17 protein-coding genes are annotated in these 18,661 nt (G+C 67.9%); 7 read left to right on the top strand and 10 right to left on the bottom strand.

Annotation, left to right across the window (positions count from 1 at the left end; genetic code table 11):
- Positions 1 to 84 precede the first annotated feature (84 nt).
- Genes EZM81_RS17185 through EZM81_RS17170 form a run of 4 tightly spaced genes read right to left on the bottom strand, consistent with a single transcriptional unit; the run spans position 85 to position 4,188 of the window.
- On the bottom strand, positions 85 to 1,122 hold the full coding sequence (locus EZM81_RS17185; protein ID WP_136646605.1) for a GlxA family transcriptional regulator: 1,038 nt from the start codon (positions 1,120 to 1,122) through the stop codon (positions 85 to 87).
- Between the two features lie 52 nt (positions 1,123 to 1,174).
- Positions 1,175 to 2,158 (bottom strand): glycine betaine/L-proline ABC transporter substrate-binding protein ProX, encoded by a 984-nt coding sequence (gene proX / locus EZM81_RS17180; RefSeq protein WP_136646604.1) that lies wholly within the window; start codon positions 2,156 to 2,158, stop codon positions 1,175 to 1,177.
- 21 nt (positions 2,159 to 2,179) lie between these two features.
- On the bottom strand, positions 2,180 to 3,121 hold the full coding sequence (locus EZM81_RS17175; protein ID WP_136646603.1) for a proline/glycine betaine ABC transporter permease: 942 nt from the start codon (positions 3,119 to 3,121) through the stop codon (positions 2,180 to 2,182).
- Positions 3,118 to 4,188 (bottom strand): glycine betaine/L-proline ABC transporter ATP-binding protein, encoded by a 1,071-nt coding sequence (locus EZM81_RS17170; protein WP_136646602.1) that lies wholly within the window; start codon positions 4,186 to 4,188, stop codon positions 3,118 to 3,120. The genes EZM81_RS17175 and EZM81_RS17170 overlap by 4 nt, the downstream gene beginning before the upstream one ends.
- Positions 4,189 to 4,324: 136 nt before the next feature.
- Between EZM81_RS17170 and EZM81_RS17165 the strand changes: the two genes are divergently transcribed.
- The 6 genes from EZM81_RS17165 to EZM81_RS17140 are packed head-to-tail and all read left to right on the top strand — an operon-like array spanning position 4,325 to position 10,615.
- On the top strand, positions 4,325 to 5,032 hold the full coding sequence (locus tag EZM81_RS17165; RefSeq protein ID WP_136646601.1) for a GntR family transcriptional regulator: 708 nt from the start codon (positions 4,325 to 4,327) through the stop codon (positions 5,030 to 5,032).
- A gap of 11 nt (positions 5,033 to 5,043) precedes the next feature.
- Positions 5,044 to 5,946: a dihydrodipicolinate synthase family protein gene (locus EZM81_RS17160; RefSeq protein WP_136646600.1), complete on the top strand. Its 903-nt coding sequence runs from the start codon at positions 5,044 to 5,046 to the stop codon at positions 5,944 to 5,946.
- 5 nt (positions 5,947 to 5,951) lie between these two features.
- A complete protein-coding gene (locus EZM81_RS17155; RefSeq protein ID WP_136646599.1) occupies positions 5,952 to 7,445 on the top strand; it encodes an aldehyde dehydrogenase in 1,494 nt (497 codons plus the stop codon).
- Positions 7,445 to 8,212, top strand: coding sequence for an NAD(P)-binding domain-containing protein (locus tag EZM81_RS17150; RefSeq protein ID WP_136646598.1), 768 nt, complete (start codon positions 7,445 to 7,447; stop codon positions 8,210 to 8,212). The genes EZM81_RS17155 and EZM81_RS17150 overlap by 1 nt, the downstream gene beginning before the upstream one ends.
- Entirely contained in the window at positions 8,209 to 9,549 is a 1,341-nt protein-coding gene (locus EZM81_RS17145) for an FAD-binding oxidoreductase (RefSeq protein WP_136646597.1), read from the top strand. The genes EZM81_RS17150 and EZM81_RS17145 overlap by 4 nt, the downstream gene beginning before the upstream one ends.
- Before the next feature lie 13 nt (positions 9,550 to 9,562).
- On the top strand, positions 9,563 to 10,615 hold the full coding sequence (locus EZM81_RS17140) for a proline racemase family protein (RefSeq protein ID WP_136646596.1): 1,053 nt from the start codon (positions 9,563 to 9,565) through the stop codon (positions 10,613 to 10,615).
- 85 nt (positions 10,616 to 10,700) lie between these two features.
- Here EZM81_RS17140 and EZM81_RS17135 read toward each other — a convergent pair whose 3' ends face one another.
- Genes EZM81_RS17135 through EZM81_RS17110 form a run of 6 tightly spaced genes read right to left on the bottom strand, consistent with a single transcriptional unit; the run spans position 10,701 to position 17,209 of the window.
- On the bottom strand, positions 10,701 to 11,435 hold the full coding sequence (locus EZM81_RS17135) for an SDR family NAD(P)-dependent oxidoreductase (protein ID WP_136646595.1): 735 nt from the start codon (positions 11,433 to 11,435) through the stop codon (positions 10,701 to 10,703).
- Positions 11,432 to 12,163, bottom strand: a complete 732-nt coding sequence (locus tag EZM81_RS17130; protein WP_136646594.1) for an SDR family NAD(P)-dependent oxidoreductase — start codon at positions 12,161 to 12,163, stop codon at positions 11,432 to 11,434. Before EZM81_RS17130 ends, EZM81_RS17135 begins: the two co-directional genes overlap by 4 nt.
- Before the next feature lie 9 nt (positions 12,164 to 12,172).
- Positions 12,173 to 13,279, bottom strand: coding sequence for a mandelate racemase/muconate lactonizing enzyme family protein (locus tag EZM81_RS17125; RefSeq protein WP_136646593.1), 1,107 nt, complete (start codon positions 13,277 to 13,279; stop codon positions 12,173 to 12,175).
- A 52-nt stretch (positions 13,280 to 13,331) separates the two neighbouring features.
- Positions 13,332 to 14,903, bottom strand: coding sequence for a trimethylamine methyltransferase family protein (locus EZM81_RS17120; protein WP_248298266.1), 1,572 nt, complete (start codon positions 14,901 to 14,903; stop codon positions 13,332 to 13,334).
- A gap of 9 nt (positions 14,904 to 14,912) precedes the next feature.
- The gene (locus EZM81_RS17115) at positions 14,913 to 15,974 is read right to left on the bottom strand and encodes a 2Fe-2S iron-sulfur cluster-binding protein (RefSeq protein ID WP_136646592.1); all 1,062 of its coding nucleotides are present in this window, start codon (positions 15,972 to 15,974) and stop codon (positions 14,913 to 14,915) included.
- Between the two features lie 2 nt (positions 15,975 to 15,976).
- Positions 15,977 to 17,209, bottom strand: coding sequence for an aromatic ring-hydroxylating dioxygenase subunit alpha (locus EZM81_RS17110; protein WP_136646591.1), 1,233 nt, complete (start codon positions 17,207 to 17,209; stop codon positions 15,977 to 15,979).
- A 106-nt stretch (positions 17,210 to 17,315) separates the two neighbouring features.
- On the opposite strand from EZM81_RS17110, the gene EZM81_RS17105 reads away from it, so the two are divergent.
- Positions 17,316 to 18,290, top strand: coding sequence for a LysR substrate-binding domain-containing protein (locus tag EZM81_RS17105; protein WP_136646590.1), 975 nt, complete (start codon positions 17,316 to 17,318; stop codon positions 18,288 to 18,290).
- Positions 18,291 to 18,661: the final 371 nt, after the last annotated feature.

Below are 18,661 nucleotides of genomic sequence, written 5' to 3'. Positions count from 1 at the left end.
TGGCGGAGGGCATGGGCCTGACGTCGGACCTTCTCCGTTGGTTTCATTCACTATCATGCATTGACGCGAGAGAAAGAAGGGGCTCTAGGCTGTAAGTCTTGCGTTCTGCTGCGAACCGACAGGCGCTGATTGGATGCTGCAAATCCCAGTGCGAACAAGGTTTAGCGTTTGGGTGGCCGGTTCGGATCTGGAGAAGCCGGGAGATATCCCGAACCTGCTGCGGTAGAGTTTCGAGAAATGCGAGGGCGAGGTGAAGCCGCAGGCCATCGCGATCTCGATGATGGACAGTTCGGTCTGCATCACCAAGTTGCGTGCCCGCTCGAGGCGGAGTTCGGTCTGGTAACGCTTGGGGGTCGTGCCGAGATAGCGCATGAAGAGCCTCTCGAGCTGGCGCACCGAGATACCCAGCTCTTCGGCGATCTCGCAGGGGCGCTGCGGTGCCTCGATCGCCGAGTGCATGATCTCGACGGCGCGCGCCAGGTGGCGGTTCCTGCACCCGTGCCTGCCCTGCAGCGAGATGCGCTGAGCGGCCCCCGCCTCGCGCAGGCCGCTGTCGAGCATCTGGTCCGCCACCGCGAGGGCGAGGTCTCGGCCATGATCGCGCGTAATCAGATGCAGCATGAGGTCGGCGGCCGCGGTTCCGCCCGCAGCAGTCAGGACCGGCCCGTCGGCAGAAAAGACGCCGCGCCGCAGCGGCACGTCGGGGAACTGCTCAGCGAAGATGTCGTGGTAGGACCAGTGCACGCAGGTCTCGATGCCCGACAGGAAGCCCGCGCGCGCAAGGACATAGGCCCCCGAACAGATGCCGCCGAGCGGGGTGCCTGCCGCGCGTTCCCGGCGAAGGAAGGCCAGCACGGGGGACGACACGTGCCGTTGCACATTGTTTCCCGCCACGACAAAGAGCCGGTCGGTCCGGGTGAGCGACGCAAGACCGCCATCGGTCAGGGTCGTGGCCCCGTTCGAGCAGTTGGCGCTGCGACCGTCCTCGCTGAGCAGGGACCAGCGGAAGAGCCTGCGACCGGAAACCAGGTTGGCAAGCCGCAGGGGCTCGATCGCGCAGGACAGGGCCAGATGCGTGAAGTCCTGCATCAGCAGGAAAGCGAAATGCACCGGCTTGTCCATTCTGTCCTCGCGGGGCGTTCGGGGCCCGCCGCGCGGGCCCCGGGGCTTCGGCTCAGTTGGCGGCCGCTCGGGCAGCCGCAAGCCAGGCGTCATATTCGGCCTGATGGGCAGCGATCCACTCGTCGGCATGGCGCTGCAGGTCCCCGGGCTTGTCCTCGCCGTTCTTGATGCGCAGGGCCTCGGCCGAGATGTCGTTGATGTCCATCTTCGCCGTCTCGAACAGGGCGCGGGCGGCGGGGTTCGCCTCGAGGAAGTCGTTGCGGGCGACGACGCGGATCGAATCGACCGCAAAGCCCAGGTTCTTGCCGTTGTAGACGGTGTTCGCGGTGGAACCGTCGGGCAGCGGCGTGCCCTCGGGCACCGAAATCCATTCGGCGTCCTTGCCGGGCACCAGTTCGCCCGCCACCCAGTAGGGAACCCAGGTGTAGTAGATGATCGAACCGCCGTTCTGCAGCCGCGCCATCGCGTCGGCGATCATGGCCGGATAGGCGCCCTGATTGTGCGCCACGGTGTCGCGCAGGCCAAGCGCGTCGAGATGGGTCTCGATCACCCGTTCGCAGCCCCAGCCGGGGATGCAGCCCGCGAGGTCGGCCTTGCCGTCGCCGTCGGCATCGAAGCGCTTGGCGACTTCCGGGTCCTTCAGCATCGACAGATCGGTGACGCCGGCGTCGTAGCTGGCCTTGTCCACCATGTAGCCCTGCACCGCGCCGTCGATCAGCGTACCGACCTTGGTCATCACCGCCTCTCCGCCGGCCTCCTGGAAGAAGGCGTCGTGCAGCACATCCCAGCTGACGGCAGTGAAGTCGGCGTCGCCCGCGCCCACGGCCAGGTGGATCGTCTGATATTCCGCCTCGTTCGGGGGGGCGATGGTGTAGCCCAGGTCCTCCAGCGCGCGGAACAGCACGAGATGCTGGAGATGCTCCTCGATCTGCGTCGGCAGGATCGGGCGCACGGTCACGCCCTCGCCGGGCTTGTCCTGCGCGAAGGCGGGGACCGCAAGGGCCAGCGCAAGGGCGGTGGTGGTGAAGAGTCTCATGGTTCGTCTCCCGGTTGGTTGTCAGGTGGACTTCTTGAACATGGAGGCCACCAGGCCCACCGGCCCGGTCTGCCACCAATGGCGATGCCCGCGGTCGCGGCCGGAGCGGCCGAGGCCCTGGGTGATGCGGTCCAGCACGATGGCCAGCATGACGATGCCAAGCCCGCCGACAATGGCCTTGCCCGCATCGAGCCGCCCCATGGCGCGCAGCACCTCGTTACCCAGCCCCTTGACCGAGATCATCGAGGCGATGACGACCATCGACAGGCTCAGCATGATGGTCTGGTTGAGGCCGGCGAGGATCGTCGGCGTGGCCAGCGGCAATTCCACCTTGCGCAGGATCTGGCCCGGGCTGGCGCCGAAGGCGCGCGCCGCCTCGACCACCGAGGGGTTGACGCCGCGGATCCCGAGGCTTGTCAGCCGCACCAGCGGCGGCAGGGCGAAGATGATCGTGACGATCACGCCCGAGACGTTGCCGATGCCGATCATCATCACCACCGGCACCAGATAGACGAAGGCCGGGATGGTCTGCATCGTGTCCAGGACCGGCCGGATCATGGCCTCGAAACGGTCGTTCTTGCCGGCGAGGATCCCCAGCGGCAGGCCGATGGCGACGCAGAGGATGACGGCGGCGATCACGATGGCCAGCGTGGTCATCGCCAGGCCCCAGGCCTCGGGCGCGAGAAGGCCGAGGATCAGCAGACAGCACCCGACCACGATCGCCCCGCGCCGTCCCGCCGTCTGCCAGGCGACCAGCACCAGGATCGCCAGCATGACGAGCGGCGGGGTCGCCTGAAGTGCGCCCTCGATGGCAACGATGACCTTCTCGAAGAACTGCTTGACGGGCTGGATCAGTTCCCGGTTCGAGATCGCCCACTGCTTGATCCCGTCCGCCCAGCCGGCGATGCCCAGATCGACCGAGGCGAAGGGGTTAAGCCAGTCGAAAGCCTTGTCTGCCATCATGCCGCCCTTTCCTCGTCGCGCCCCTGGATCCCGCGCAGGAGCGCGCGCTTGGTCACCACTCCGACCGGGGCGCCTTCTGCCGCGATCAGGATCGGGTGGTCGGTGCCGACTGCGAGATCCACCAGTTCGTTCAGCTTCATCTCGGGTCGGCCGACCGGCCAGCCGCCGGTGTCCTGCGGGCCCTGCGCCTGCACATAGGCGGCGAAGGGCGTCATCACCCGCGCCGCGGTGACCAGATCCAGCTTGGAGATTCCCGCGACGAAATCCGCCACATAGTCGTCGGCAGGGCGGGTGACGATCTCTTCCGGCGTGCCGATCTGCACCAGCACCCCGTCCTTCATGATGGCGATGCGGTCGCCGATGCGGATTGCCTCGTCCAGATCATGGGTGATGAAGACCGTGGTCTTGTGCAGCTCGGCCGACAGCTCCATGAATGTGCCCTGCAGCTGCCGCCGGATCAGCGGGTCGAGCGCCGAGAAGGGTTCGTCCATCAAGAGGATCGCCGGATCTGCCGCCAGCGCCCGCGCCAGCCCCACGCGCTGCTGCATGCCGCCCGACAGTTCGTCGGGATATTTCCGCTCCCATCCGGTCAGGTCCACCATCTCCAGCGCGCGGTCGGCGACGCGGATGCGCTCCTCCTCGGGCCGGCCGCGCACTTCCAGGCTGAAGGCCACGTTGTCGCGCACGGTGCGGTGCGGCATCAGCGCCATGGACTGGAAGACCATGCCGATCTTCTCGGCCCGCAGACGCCGCAGCGCCTCGGGGCCCATGGCGTTGACGTTCTCGCCTTCGATCCAGACCGTGCCGGCGGTGGGCTCGATCAGGCGGTTGATGTGGCGGATCAGGGTGGACTTGCCCGAGCCGCTGAGCCCCATGATGCAGAAGATCTCGCCCCGGCCGACGCCGAAGCTCGCGTCCTGCACGCCCACGACGCAGTCGAACTTCTCGCGGATGTCCTTCTTGGTCAGGCCTTCGGTCCGCACGGCTTCCATCGCCTGGCGCGCCCTGTCGCCGAAGATCTTCCAGATCCCTTCGCAGCGGATCACGTCGTGACGGGTTTCGGCCATGCAGAATCTCTCCCCCCGGTTTCCTGACTTCAACCACAAAAGATTTATGTAGACAATATGTATTTTCTCCCGCTACACAGTTTCAGGTTACCTGAGTCCGGATGCGATCCCGCATCGGCTCAGGCAGGAGGCCCCCGTGGAAAGCGATACCCGCAGCCGGAAGACCCAGTGCATCGAGGATCTGCGCCGCCGGATCCTGACCCTGGCGCTCGAGCCCGGAGCCTATCTGGACGAGGTCGAGCTGGCCGAGGCCTACGGCATCTCGCGCCCGCCCCTGCGCGAGGCGCTGCGCCAGTTGCAGGGCGAGGGCTATGTGGTGCTGCACGAGAACCGCGGCGCGCAGGTGGCGCCGATGACGCACAAGACGCTGCGCAACTTCTTCGTCGCGGCCCCGATGATCTACGCCGCGACGACCAGGCTTGCCGCGCAGCACCGGACGGCGGCGCAGTTGGTGCTGCTGAAGGAATGCCAGTGGTCCTTCCGTCAGGCCATCCGGTCGGGCGATACGGCGGAACGCGCCCTGCGCAACGAACGCTTCCACGCCATCATCGGCGAGATGGCGGACAACGAATTCCTTGTGCCGTCGCTGCGGCGCCTGCTGATCGACCACACCCGGATCGGGATGACCTTCTACGATCCGCGCAAGCAGGAAATGGCCTGCGTCTCGGCCACGGCTGCGGACCAGCACGACCAGTTCATCACGCTGATCGAGGCCGGGGATGTCGATGCGGCCGGCGATCTTGCCATAGCGCACTGGGAACTGTCCCGAAGCCAGATCGAAAGTTTCGTCATGCCCGCGGGCATGCGGATCCCCTTGGGCCGCGTACCCGCAGCCGGAGAGTAGAAAGGGCCCCTATGACCTTCGAAGGCATCTACACCCCCGCCATCACGCCCCACCGCGAGGACGGCTCCATCGACCGCGACGCCTTCGCGGCGCAGCTGGAATACCTGATGGCGGCGGGCGTGCACGGCATCATCAACGGCGGCTCGACCGGCGAATACTATGCCCAAACGATGGAGGAACGCCGCGAGATGGCGTCGTTGGCCCGCGAGGTCACGCAGGGCCGCTGCCATCTCATGGTGGGCACGGTGGCGATTCGCCTCGAGGACAGCATCGCCATGGCCGAACATGCCGCGAAGATCGGGGCTGACAGCATCCTCGTCGGCTCGCCGCCCTATGCCGTGCCGACCGAGCGCGAGAATGCGCTGAACGCGCTGGCCATCGACCGGGCCTGCGGCCTGCCGATCATGCTTTACAACTATCCCGGCCGGATGGGCGTGAACATGGGCGCGGAATTCCTCGACCGCGTCGGCCGGTCGCGGAATTTCCGCGCCATCAAGGAAAGTTCGGGCGACATCAACCGCGTGCACCTGCTTGCCCGCGACTACCCGCATGTCCAGATGTCCTGCGGCATGGACGATCAGGCGCTGGAGTTCTTCGCCTGGGGCGCGCGCAGCTGGGTCTGCGGCGGGTCGAACTTCCTGCCGGCCGAGCACATCGCGCTGTGGCGGGCCTGCGCGGTGGAGGGCAATTTCGACAAGGGCCGCAGGATCATGTCGGCGCTGATGCCGCTGATGCGGGTGCTGGAACAGGGCGGCAAGTTCATCCAGTGCATCAAGCACGGCTGCGAGATGATGGGCCAGCATGCCGGCCCCCCGCGCCCGCCGCTGAAGCCGCTCAACAAGGACGACAAGCGCCAGCTCGAACAGGTCGTGCGCGTGCTGAAGACCACCATCGCCCGGATCGAAGCGGAGTAAGGCCCATGACTCTCCTGACCACCGAAGAATACAAGGCCATCGCCGCCGGTCTGACCTTCCCGACCAATGCCTTCATCGACGGTCATTTCCGCCCGGCGATTTCTGGCCGGACCTTCGATACGCTGAACCCCGCCACGGGCGAGGTGCTGGCAAAGGTCGCGGCCTGCGGGCCCGAGGACGTGGACCTTGCCGTGGCCAAGGCCCGTGACGCCTTCGAGGACGGCCGCTGGTCGCGGCTGCATCCGAAGGAACGCAAGGAAACGCTCATCAGGCTTGCAAAGCTGGTCAAGCGCAATGCCCGCGAACTGGCGGTTCTGGAAAGCCTGGACAGCGGCAAGACGATCTACGACTGCGAACTCGTCGACGTCCCCGAGACGATCAACTGCCTGACCTGGCACGCGGAACTGATCGACAAGATCTACGATCAGGTCGCGCCCGCATCCGACAACCACATCGCCATGATCCTGCGCGAACCGGTGGGCGTCGTGGGCCTTGTCCTGCCCTGGAACTTCCCGCTCCTGATGCTTGCCTGGAAGATCGGCCCTGCGCTGGCCGCGGGCTGTTCTGTGATCGTGAAGCCGGCCGAGGAAACGCCGCTGACCACGCTGCGCATGGCCGAACTGGCGATGGAGGCGGGCATCCCGCCGGGCGTCTTCAACGTCGTCCCCGGCACCGGGCCTGAAGTAGGTGAACCCATCGGGCGGCACATGGACATCGACGCGGTGTCCTTCACCGGCTCCACCGAGACCGGCCGCCGCTTCCTGCGCTATGCGGCGGAATCGAACCTGAAGGAAGTCACGCTCGAGATGGGCGGCAAGAACCCCGCCGTGGTGCTGGACGATGCCGAGAACCTCGACCGCGTCGCTGCCCATATCGTCAACGGCGCCTTCTGGAACATGGGCGAGAACTGTTCGGCCTCCTCGCGGCTCATCGTGCAGAAGGGGGTGAAGGAGGCGCTTCTCAAGCGCATCGTGGCGCACGCCCGCGAATGGCCGGTGGGCGACCCGCTCGACCCGGTGAACCGGGTGGGCGCGCTGGTGTCGAAGGCGCATTACGAGAAGGTCTGCTCCTACCTGGAGAAGGGCCCGAAAGTCATCCTCGGCGGCAAGGCGGAGAGGGGCTTTGTCGAACCCACGATCCTGGAGGTATCCCGCGACTCCCGACAGGCCCGCGAGGAAATCTTCGGCCCCGTACTTTCGGTCCTGACGGTGGACAGCTTCGACGAAGCCATCGCACTGGCCAACAGCACCGAATACGGGCTGGCCGCCAGCATCTTCACCGGAAACGTCAAGCGGGCGCTCCGCGGGGCGCGGGCGATCCGCGCCGGCACGGTGACGGTGAACAGCTTCGGCGAGGGCGACATCTCCACCCCCTTCGGCGGGTTCAAGGCTTCGGGCTTCGGCGGGCGCGACAACGGCATCCATGCGCATGACCAGTATACCCAGGTGAAGACGATCTGGGTCGACCTGGCCGACGACGTGGATGAAGCGGTGTATTGATGCGCCTGGGCTTCCTCGGCACCGGAGAGATCGCCGCCGCCATGGTGCGCGGACTGGCAGGTCAGGGACACGACATCCTGGTCTCGCCGCGCAATGCCGCCCTGGCCGCACGGCTTTGCGCCGAGGTGCCGGGCGTCGCGGTCGCCCCCAACCCGGAGGTGGTGGCCGGGTCGGATGTGGTCTTCCTCTGCCTGCTGGCCCGCGTGGCGGAGGACGTGCTGCCCGGCCTGCCCTTCCGGGCGGATCAGACGGTGATCTCGGTCATGGTGGACGCGCCGCTTAAGCGGCTGCGCGGGCTCTGCGCTCCGGCGACGGATATCTCGATCACGATCCCGCTGCCCCCCATCGCAACCGGAGGCTGCCCGCTGCCGGTCTATCCCGCCTCGCCGGTGCTGGAGGCGCTGTTCGGCGCGCGCAATCCGGTGCTGCCCCAGCCGTCCGAGGCGGCGTTGAATGCCCATCTCGGGGCCTCTGCCCTTTGCTCGCCGATCCTCGACCAGCTTCTTACCACCGCAGACTGGCTGGCCGGCCATACCGGAGACCCAGGCCAGGCCGAGGCCTACATCGCCGCGATCATCCGCACCTTCCTGCCCGAACGCGCGCGGGGGGGCGAGCTGGCCGCGGCGCTCGCGGGGCTGTCCACCGAAGGCGGCCTGAACGCCACGCTGCGCGCCGCCATGTCGGGTGCGAAGGACGACCTGCGCCGCGGGCTGGACGGGTTCCATGCCCGGCTCGGCCTCGACACCCCGAGCGGAGATCGGACATGACCACCCGTCAGGCCCGCCGCACGCCTGTCCACAAGGGCCCCGCCGCCTGGTCGGCGATCCTGCCCGGCCAGCCCGCTCCCGTGCCGCTGCCGGGCGATACGACCGTCGATGTCGCCATCGTCGGCGGCGGCTTCGCGGGCCTGGCCGCCGCGCGGCGGTTGCGCCAGCTCGACCCGAGCGTGACGGTCGCCGTGCTGGAGGCAGGCCGGCTGGCCGAGGGCGCCTCGGGCCGCAACTCCGGCTTCATGATCGACCTGCCACACGAGCTGACCTCGGACGATTACGCCGGGCATGGCGACGACCGCGGCATGATCGCGCTCAACCGCGAGGCCATCGCCTTCGCGCGCGGGGCGGTCGAGGACTACGGCATCAGCGCCGACTACTTCGATCCGGCCGGAAAGGTGAACGGCGCGGCCTCCGAGAGCGCCGATGCGCTCAACCGCTCCTACGCCGACCATCTGACGTCGCTGGGCGAACCCAACGAACGGCTCGATGCGCAGGCGATGTTCGAACTTACCGGCAGCCGCCATTATGTCTCGGGCCTCTACACCCCCGGCACCGTGATGCTGCAACCCGCGGGCTTCGTCCGCGGCTTCGGCGAGGGGCTGCGCGCGGCGGGCGTGGGCATCTGGGAACAGACCCCGGTCACTGCCTTTGCAAGGCAAGGGACCGGCTGGACCCTGACCACACCACAGGGCACCGTCCGCGCAGGCAAGGTGATCCTGGCGAACAACGGCCATCTCGAAAGCTTCGGCTTCGCCCGCGGGCGGCTGATGCATGTCTTCCTCTACGCCTCGATGACGGTGGACCTGGGTCCCGAGGCTCTGAAGACCCTTGGCGGGCAGCCGCGCTGGGGCATCACGCCCTCGGACCCGATGGGCACCACCATGCGTCGGATCGACGCGGCCCTGGGCGGCAACCGGATCGTCACCCGCACCTGCGCCACCTTCGAGCCCGACATGGAGCCCTCGGACGCCGCCCTGCGCCGCACCGCCGCCGTCCACCACGCCAAGTTCGCCGACCGCTTCCCGCAGCTTGCCGGCGTTCGCCAGGAATATACCTGGGCCGGCCACCTCTGCCTGACGCGCAACGCCGTCTCCATCGCGCGCGAGCTGGAGCCGGGCCTCTACGCCGCCACGGTCTGCAACGGTCTTGGCACGACGCGGTCCACGCTGACCGGCATCGCCGCCGCCGAGCTGGCCATGGGCCAGCAGTCCGAGGTGACCCGCCACTTCACTGCCGAGGCCGAACCGACCCGCCTTCCCCCCGAACCCTTCGCCTCGCTCGGCGCGAACCTCTTCCTGCGCTGGAAGGAATGGCGGGCGGCGGCAGAATAGACAAGGATACGCCATGACCTTCAAGCGCACGATCTTCGCCGTAGACACGCACTCGGGCATACCGATGCGGGTGATCACCGGGGGTGTGGGCCACATCCCCGGCGCGACGGTCCACGAAAAAATGAAGTGGCTGGAAACAAATGACGACCAGCTTCGTCAACTTGTCCTGCGTGAACCGCGCGGCTATCCGGCGCATTGCTGCAACCTGCTGGTGCCACCCACCCATCCCGAGGCGCAGGCCGGCTACATCATCATGGAGCAGGTCGAATACCCGATGATGTCGGGCGGGAACACAATCTCGGTCGTCACGGTCTTGCTGGAAACCGGCATCATCCCGATGCAGGAACCCGTCACCGAGCTGACGCTCGAGGCCCCTGCGGGCCTGATCCGCGTCCGGGCGGATTGCACTGGGGGCAAGGTCAAGTCCGTGACCTTCCGCAACGTGCCCGCCTTCGCGGCCCACCTCGATGCCGAGATCGACGTGCCCCATCTTGGCCGCATCCGCGTGGATGTGGGCTGGGGCGGGATGTTCTACGTCATTGCCGACGTGCGCCAGTTCAAGGGGCTGGAGCTGAAACCCGAACATGGCCGCGAGATCGCCCGCATCTCGGCGATGATCCGGCAGGCCGCGCATGAGCAGCTGCCCGTCGCGCACCCGGACTATCCCGGCGTGGGCATCACCATCTCGCAGCTTTCCGGGCCTTCCGAGGATCCGGCGGCGGACTGGAAGAACGCCGTCACTATGGCGACGGGGCCGCTGTCATGGGACGATCCGGCAACTTGGACCGGGGCCATCGACCGCTGCCCCTGCGGGACGGGAACCTGCGCCAAGATGGCCGTGCTGCACGCCAAGGGAGAGCTGCCCCTGCACCGGGACTTCCGCCATCAGGGCATCCTCGGGACCGTCTTCACCGGGCGGCTGGTGGAGACGGCCCGGATTGGCGAGCGCGAGGCCGTGGTCCCCGAGATCTCAGGCAAAAGCTGGATCTGCGGCTTCAATACCCTAGTTCTCGACCCCGAGGATCCGCTGCCGAACGGCTACACTTTGGGGGACATCTGGGCGTAACTGCGGATTTGTCCACGGCGGACATTTCCGGTGAACAACGCGCAGCCAATGCCTTGCTCGCGGATACTTACTGTTTGTCAACCAATCACGGCAGGCTGAGCTTCACCATCCGCCCGCCGTCGATAATGAAGGTCTGGCCGGCCACGAAGCCCGCCTCCTCGGACGCCAGCCAAGCGACCAGGGCCGCCACATCCTCGGGCCTTCCAGTGCGGCCGGCGGGGTGGATGCGCGCAAGGCCCCCGCGGAAGGCGGCCGGGTCGGGGAAGCTGTCGATGTAGGCCTCGGAGAGGTCGGTGTCGATCCAGCCCGGGGCGACGGCATTGCAGCGGATGCCTTCGGCCCCGTGGTCGACCGCGATCGCCCGCGTCAGCCCGTGCAGCCCGGCCTTGGTCGCCGAATAGGCGGCGTGGAGCGGGTTGCAGCCGATGCCCTCGATGCTGCCGATGTTGACGATGGCCCCTCGCGACGCCCGCAAATGCGGCAGCGCCGCCTTGATCAGCAGGAAGGGCGCGGTCAGGTTGACCGCAATCATCCGGTTCCAGTCCGAGAGCGACATCTCCTCGACGCGGGCCTCCTGCATGAAGCCCGCGTTGTTGACCAGCACATCGAGCCGCCCGGCGGTGCCTAGGACCTGCGCGATCACCCGGTCCGGGCAGTCCGGGTCGGAGAGATCGGCCTCGACCCCCTCGAACGCGGCATCCTGTCCGCGCTGCGCGGTGAAGACCCGCGCGCCCTCGTCCCGCAGGCGGCGGGCGATGGCAAGCCCGATCCCCATGCGCCCGCCGGTAACAAGCGCCACCTTCCCTGCAAAGCGGCTCATTTGACGGGTTTCCCGCCGTTCACCTCGACCACGGCACCGCACATGTAGCGCGCGGCGTCCGAAGCGAGGAACAGGATCACCTCGGCGATGTCCTCTGGCTCGGCGATCCGGCCAAGGGGCACGGTCCGGCCCAGTTCGGCCACCGCCGTATCCGGGTCGAAACCGCGCCGGGCGAAACCCGTGCGCAGCATCGGCGTGTTGACCTCGTTCGGGGCGACGGCGTTGATCTGCACCCCCTGATGCGCGTGATCCATCCCCATGCACTGCGTCAGCGAGGCCAGCGCGGCCTTTGTCATGCAGTAGACTGCATGGTCTGGCCCGGGACGAAGACCCCAGCAGGAGGCGACATTGACGATGGCCCCGCCGCCCTGCGCCGCCATCAGCGGAATGGCCGCGCGGCAGAGGCGGAAGGGCGCCTCGACATTCACGCCTACCGAGAGCGCCCAGTCGGCATCCGTGGTTTCGGTCACCGGCCCGCGGGTGATGACGCCCGCATTGTTCACCAGGATGTCGAGCCGACCCAGCGCCGCCTGCACCGCCCCTGCCAGCCCGTCGGCATAGGACCCGTCGCGCAGGTCGCCCGGCAGATACGCCTCGGCCTCGACCCCCGCCAGATCGCGGTCGGCCACGGCCACGGCTGCACCTTCTGCCCGCAGCATCCGCACCACGGCCGCCCCGATCCCGCCTGCGGCGCCCGTCACCAGCGCTGTCCTGCCCGCAAATCTCATGCCTTTCCCCTAGCCGAACGACGCGACCGGCGTGCCGAAGATGCCTTTGTCCGGCACCACGCCGAGGCCCGGCCCTTCGGGCAGGCGGATGTGACCGCCCTCGACCCGCACGCCGGCCCGGCTGTCGTAGTGCCCCGAGAGGTGCGGCTGCGCGATCCAGGCGCCCTCCATCAGGCGCGGCTGCACCGTCGCGCCGATCTGCACGCAGGCGGCAGCAATGATGTCGCCGCCCCAGCTGTCGTCGCAGGTGTGCGGCAGGCTGCGGGCGGCGCAGATTTCGCGGAAGGCGCGCATCGGATGCAGCCCGCCGATCCGCGTGACCTTCATGCCGAACCCGTCCACAAGGCCGGTTCCGGCCGCCGTGATGACGGTGTTCAGGCTGGTTCCGTTCTCGTCCATGTAGACCGGATGCGCCACCAGGGGGCGGATGCGGGCAAGCTCCTCGATCGTGTTGCAGGGCTGCTCCAGCACGAAGGGGATGTCCGCGCAATCCCGCGACAGGCGCAGCGCGTCGCGGGTGATCAGACCGCGGTTCGCATCCGCGGCCAGGCGGACGCCGGTGCCGGCAACCCGCTCCCACACCTTGTGCAGGGTGGCGATGTCCTCTTCCACGGGGCGCCCGCCGATCTTGATCTGGAGCCGCGGCCAGCCCTCGGCCACCTTCTCGGCCGCGATCCGGGCGGTTTCGTCGGGATCGCCCACCACCGTCGAGTAGTAGGACGGCACCCGGTCGGTCAGCGCCCCGCCGAGAAGCGTCGCGACGGATACGCCCAGAGCCCGCCCCATCAGGTCATGGGCCGCGATGTCGATGCCGGCCTTGGCGTAATTGTGTCCGTTCAGCAGGCCGTCCATCCGCCGATGCAGGGGCACGGGCGCAACTTCTGCGCCGATCAGGCCGGGCGCCAGCGCCCGCAATGCGGCGCGCGCGCCTTCGGCATGCATCTCGGCATAGGTTGCACCGACCGGGCAGGTCTCGCCCCAGCCGACATGGCCGGTGTCGGAGACCAGCCTGACCAGCGTCGTCGGCAGGCTGTGCACCTCGGTGTTCGACATCCGGTAGCGACCGTCCCTCACGGGCAGGTCGTGGGCGTAGAGGTGGATTTCCGCAATCTTCATCAAAGGCCCTGAAAAGGCGGCCGCCCCGCAGGGCGGCCAGTCGGGGGAGCAATCAGTAGTCGGTGTTCAGCGCATCCACCGCCGGGATCTCGCGTTCGCGGCGAGCGATGAAGTCGCGCAGCGCCTCGGCGATGCCCTCGTCGAGCGGGGGTTCCTCGTAGTCGCGCAGAAGCTGGCGGGCGTGGGCCAGCGCACGGGCGGTGATTTCCTGCGCGCCTTCGGCCTGCCACTGCTCGATCGAGTTGTTGTCGAAGAGGCGGGGCATGAAGAAGGCGCGCTCGAAGTTTTCCAGTGTGTGGGGATGGCCGAGGTAGTGGCCTCCCGGGCCCACGTCGCGCACGGCGGCAAGTCCGGCGTCGAAATCGTCCCAGCGGATGCCTTCGGCCATGCGGTAGCCCATGGCGCAGACCTCGGCATCGACGACGAACTTTGCGACGGAGCAGTGCATCCCGGCCTCGTTCCAGCCGGCCGAATGCCAGATGTAGTTGCAGCCCGCGTGCAGGACCGCGTTCATCGTCATGGCGGATTCGTAGCCCGCCTGCGCATCGAAGGTCTTGGCCCCGCCAAGGAGGTTCGAGCTGCGCCAGGGCACGCCGTAGAACCGCGCCATCTGGCCGATCATGAAGTTCATGAGGGAAATCTCGGGCGTGCCTGCCATCGGCGCGCCGGACTTCATGTTCACGGTCGAAAGGTAATGCCCGTAGATCGCGGGCGCCCCCTTGCGCACGACCTGGGTATAGGCCAGCGCCGACAGGGCCTCGGCATTGAGCTGCGCCACGGCGGGGGCGACCGAGGCCGGCGTGTTCGCGCCGCCCAGGACGAAGGGCGAGCAGAGGACCGGCTGTTTCCGCTTCACGAAGGCGCGCATCGCGGAAAGCATCGTCTCGTCCCAGACGAGCGGCGAGTTGCCGTTGCAGTTGCCGGTGACGACGGGGGTTTCCTCCATCGCCTCGGCGCCGAAAAGGATCTCGCACATGGCCATCACGTCCTCGGCGTTCCTGCCGCTGGTGGTCATGCCCATGAAGGTCTTGTCGGAATGCCGGATCGAGGACCAGGTGATGTGCAGGTGCCGGTGGCTGACCTTGATGTCCATCGGCTCGACGATGTGGTGCGCGGTGGAATGCAGCGCGGGCGACATGTGCGCGAGCTTGTGGAACATGTTCAGGTCGGCGATCGTCGGCCAGCGCCGCACGTCGTCGAGATCGCGCAGGAAGGGCGCGCCGGTCATCGGCACGAAGATGGAATGCGGCCCCCCGAAGGGAAGGTTCCGCTCGGGGTTGCGCGCGCGATAGGTCCAGGATGCGGGGATGGTGGCGATGAGCTCACGTACCAGACCGCGGTCGAGATGCACCCGTTCGCCCCGCACCTCGGCGCCGGCGCGGCGCCAGTCCTCAAGCGCGACGAGATCGCGGAAGACCACGCCCACATCCTCGAGGATCGCCATCGAGGCCGCGTCGATCCGTTCCACCTCATCGGGCGTCATCGGCTCGCACAGGGGCAGACCCCGCTTCAGCGCGGGCAGCATGCCCAGATCCGGCGCGCTGCGCAGGGCCCGGCGGGCGCCCCGGCCGCCCGATCGGGCGGGGCGCGCGGTCATCTCGTTCATGGTGGACACCTCCGTCATCTGCCGCCCCTAGAGATCCAGCACGACCGTGCCCTGGGGCCGAGCGCAGCAGGCCAGGATCAGGCCGCGGGCGATTTCGTCCTCGGTGATGCCGCCATTGTGGACCATCGCCACCTCACCCGAGAGCTTCTGCACCTTGCAGGTGCCGCAGAGACCGAAGTTGCAGCCCGAGGGGATCACGATGCCGGCCCGGCGCGCGGCCGACAGCACGGTTTCGCTGCCGTCGGAGGCGATCCGCGCGCCCGAGGCGGCGAAGGCCAGTTCCGAAACCGGTGCGGGCGCGGGAATGTCCACCGTCACGCCTTCGGGCGCGGGGGCGGCGAAGCTTTCCTCGTGATAGCGTGTCATGTCGTGGCCGAGTGCCGCCAGCATCTCGCGCACGCCCCGCATGAAGGGCTCCGGCCCGCAGCAGAAGACCTCGCGCTCCTGATAATCGGGCGCCATCAGCCCCAGCATGATCTGGTTGAGCCGCCCGCGATAGCCCGGCCAGACCTCTAACGGGTCCACGTCCTCGACGGTGAAGCGCAACTGAAGGCCCGGCACCCGGGCGGCGAAGCCCTCCAGCCGGCGGCGGAAGATGATGTCGGCGGGCCGGCGCGCGGCATGGACGAAGACGATGTCGGGCATCTCGCCCGAATCCCAGGCCCAGGTCGTCATCGACATCATCGGCGTGATGCCCGATCCGGCCGAGACGAACAGGTATTTCCGCGCCGGGTGGCGCAGGAAGCTGAAGGCGCCCGCCGGTCCCTTGGCCCGCAGGCGCATGCCGGGGCGCAGGTGGTCCAGCATCCAGCGCGTGCCCAGGCTGTCGGGCCCGGCCTTCACCGTGATGCTGATCGACAGGGGCCGCGAGGGGCTGGAACTGATCGTGTAGGTGCGATGCACCGGCCCGCCGGGCAGCGGCAGCTCCAGCGTCAGGAACTGGCCGGGTTGATAGTCGAACCACGCGCCGGAGGGCGCGCGGAAGGCGATGGTGGCGCAATCGGCCGTCTCGGGAATGATCATGGTGCATTCCAGCGGCTCGTCCTCCGCCCAGGGGGCCGAGGCCCACATCTGCCGGGGCGCGCCCATGGTCATTCCGCTGCCACGCGGGCCGGCCCGGACATGCCGCGCCGCAGGCTGTCCAGATACCAGTCGATGAACTGCATCACACCGCTTTCCTGCCGGCGCGAATAGGGTCCGGGTTCGTAGGCCGGCGAGGCGATGCCGGCCTGGTTCTCCTCGACCACGCGGCGGTCCTCTTCGTTGGTGGCGGTCCAGACCTCGGTCAGGCGCATCAGGTCGTAGTCGCGCCCCTCCTCGGCATCGGCGCGAACAAGCCAGGTCGTCGTCACCTCGGTCTCGGTCGGCCCCAGCGGCAGGACGCGGAAGGTCAGCACATGGTCGGACAGGAAGTGGTTCCATGTGTTGGGGTAATGGAAGAACAGGAGCGTCCCGGCCCGGTCGAAGGGCATGCCGGGCAGGCGCGGCGCGGCCGGCCGGCCGTCCATCGTGTAGCTGACCGCCTCGCCCAGGAAGGGAATGCGCACCAGCCGCCAGTTCTGCCCGGGCGAGATGACATAGCGCGAGGGCAGCCCGGCTGCCTCGCAGGTCTCGACATGGGCGCGGCCGGCGGGCGAGGACAGGCTGTCGTCGGCGCCCACCAGATCGGGATCGTCGTTGAAGGTGCGGCAGAGCGCGGGATGGCTGCCCGCACAGTGATAGCATTCGCGGTTGTTCTCCAGCACCAGCTTCCAGTTGCCGCGCTCGACGATGCGCGACTGATGCGCGACCTTCAGCCCCTCGGGCGCGTGCGGCGCGGCATAGCGGTCGGCAGCGGCCTTGACGGCCGCGAAATCGGGGGCTTCATCGGCAAGGCAGACAAAGACCATGCCGGCCGCAGTGGCGCAATGCACCGGCTTCAGCCCATGGCGCGCGGGGTCGAAACCCTCGTCCATGTCCCGCGCCCAGAGCAGGCGGCCGTCGGTCTCGTAGGTCCACTGGTGATAGGGGCAGACGATCTTGGCCGCCTGGCCGCGTTCGGCCGAACACAGCCGCTGCCCGCGGTGGCGGCAGACGTTGTGGAAGGCGCGCACCGCGCCGTCGCCGCCGCGGACCAGCAGCAGCGGATAGGCCCCCAGCGTCAGCGTGACATAAGCACCGGGCCTGGGAAGCTCGGCCAGGGCGGCCGCGAAGATCCAGTGGCGATACCAGATCAGATCCAGATCCGCCGCATGGATCGCGGGGTCGGTGTAGAAGACCCGCGGCAGCGAATGGCCGGGGCGCACAGCGGCGAGGTGGCGGGAAAGCGTGGCGGTGTCGGTCATGGCAGGCTGCGCAAAAGGGTTGACGCAGACAGGATCCGCTGCGCCTGCCACCCGCTCAAGGCCAGAAAAACTCGACAGATCGATGACTTCAGGTTATGGGAACCGCATGTCCCGAAATCAGCCGCCAGTCCTGTCGCTTCGCCGTGCCGCGCCATCGCTGGCGGCGCTTTCGGCCTTCGAGGCGGCGGCGCGTCTGCTGAGCTTCACCGCCGCCGCCGTCGAACTCGGCGTGACCCAGGCCGCCGTCAGCCGCCAGATCCGCGCGCTGGAAGACGACCTCGGCGTGCCGCTCTTCGTTCGCGCCCATCGCCGGGTAAGTCTGACTCCGGCCGGGCTGGCGCTGTCGTCGCGGCTCTCTTCCGCGTTCGCGGGCATCGTGGAAGTGCTGGAGACCATCCGCCGGCCGCATGGGCCCGCCCCGGTGACGGTGGGCGCGACGCTGGCGGTCAGCCAGCTCTGGTTGCTGCCGCGGCTCTCTGCCTTTCGTGCCCGCCATCCCGAGATCGCGATCCGCGTCGTCGCCGATGATGCCGAAACCGACCTTCGGCGCGACCGGCTGGACATGGCCATCCGGTTCGGTCAACCGCCCTTCGCCGATGCCGACTGCCTGGCCGAGGCCGGGGACGAGGCCTTTCCGGTCGCCAGTCCGGGCCTGATCGAACGCTATGGCTCAGCCCCCTGCACGGTCGATCTGAGCAGGATGCCATTGATCTCGGCCGATGTCGTCAACCCGGCCTGGCTGACCTGGGCAAGTTGGGCGAAGGCCGCCCGGCTTGGCAGCGACGCTGTCCGCGTAGCCGCGAAAAGTCCGCTGCGCTTCAACCATTACACCGACGCGGTGGCGGCGGCCCTGGCCGGCGAAGGGGTGGTGCTGGGATGGCGGATGCTGCTGGACGACCATCTTCGGCGGGGAAGGCTCTGCATCCTCGGCACGGCGCGCGTGCGCCCGCCGGATCGCTACTGCCTTGTCGTCCCGCGCGGCGCCCGGCCCTCGGGGAAGGTCAGCCAGTTCGCGGACTGGCTGAGAGCGAGTCTGGAGCAGGCTCGTTCCTTCGAAGTGGACGAGGGTGGTGGCACCTGAAGTCCGATTCTCGTTCCTGATGCCCACCGGCTTGTTCCATCTTGTCCACAGAACTTGTGCTACACTTTTCAGGCAGTCCATGATGATGCGTAACGGAGTGTGTCTTGTTCACGGCATTCCAGACAGAAGACCACATCGTTACAGATCTGGTTCCGGCTTCGAACGTTTGGCCTCAGTATCTTGACCGAGCACATCATCATGATCGCAGCCAGACTTCTGGCGTTCAAGGCCACCGCCACGTTCCATTCAAGCGGGTACGGGATCAATAATCCGTCTCCACATAGACCCCGGCACAGTCGTAGGCGACGGCGGCGGCGGTCGCGCCGGTGTTCAGGAACAGCCGCGGCGACAGGAATTGCGTGTTCGCAGGC

Source organism: Tabrizicola sp. YIM 78059 (genome assembly GCF_004959785.1).
GTDB lineage: Bacteria > Pseudomonadota > Alphaproteobacteria > Rhodobacterales > Rhodobacteraceae > Tabrizicola > Tabrizicola caldifontis.
This window is presented reverse-complemented; position numbering and strand designations above follow the sequence as displayed.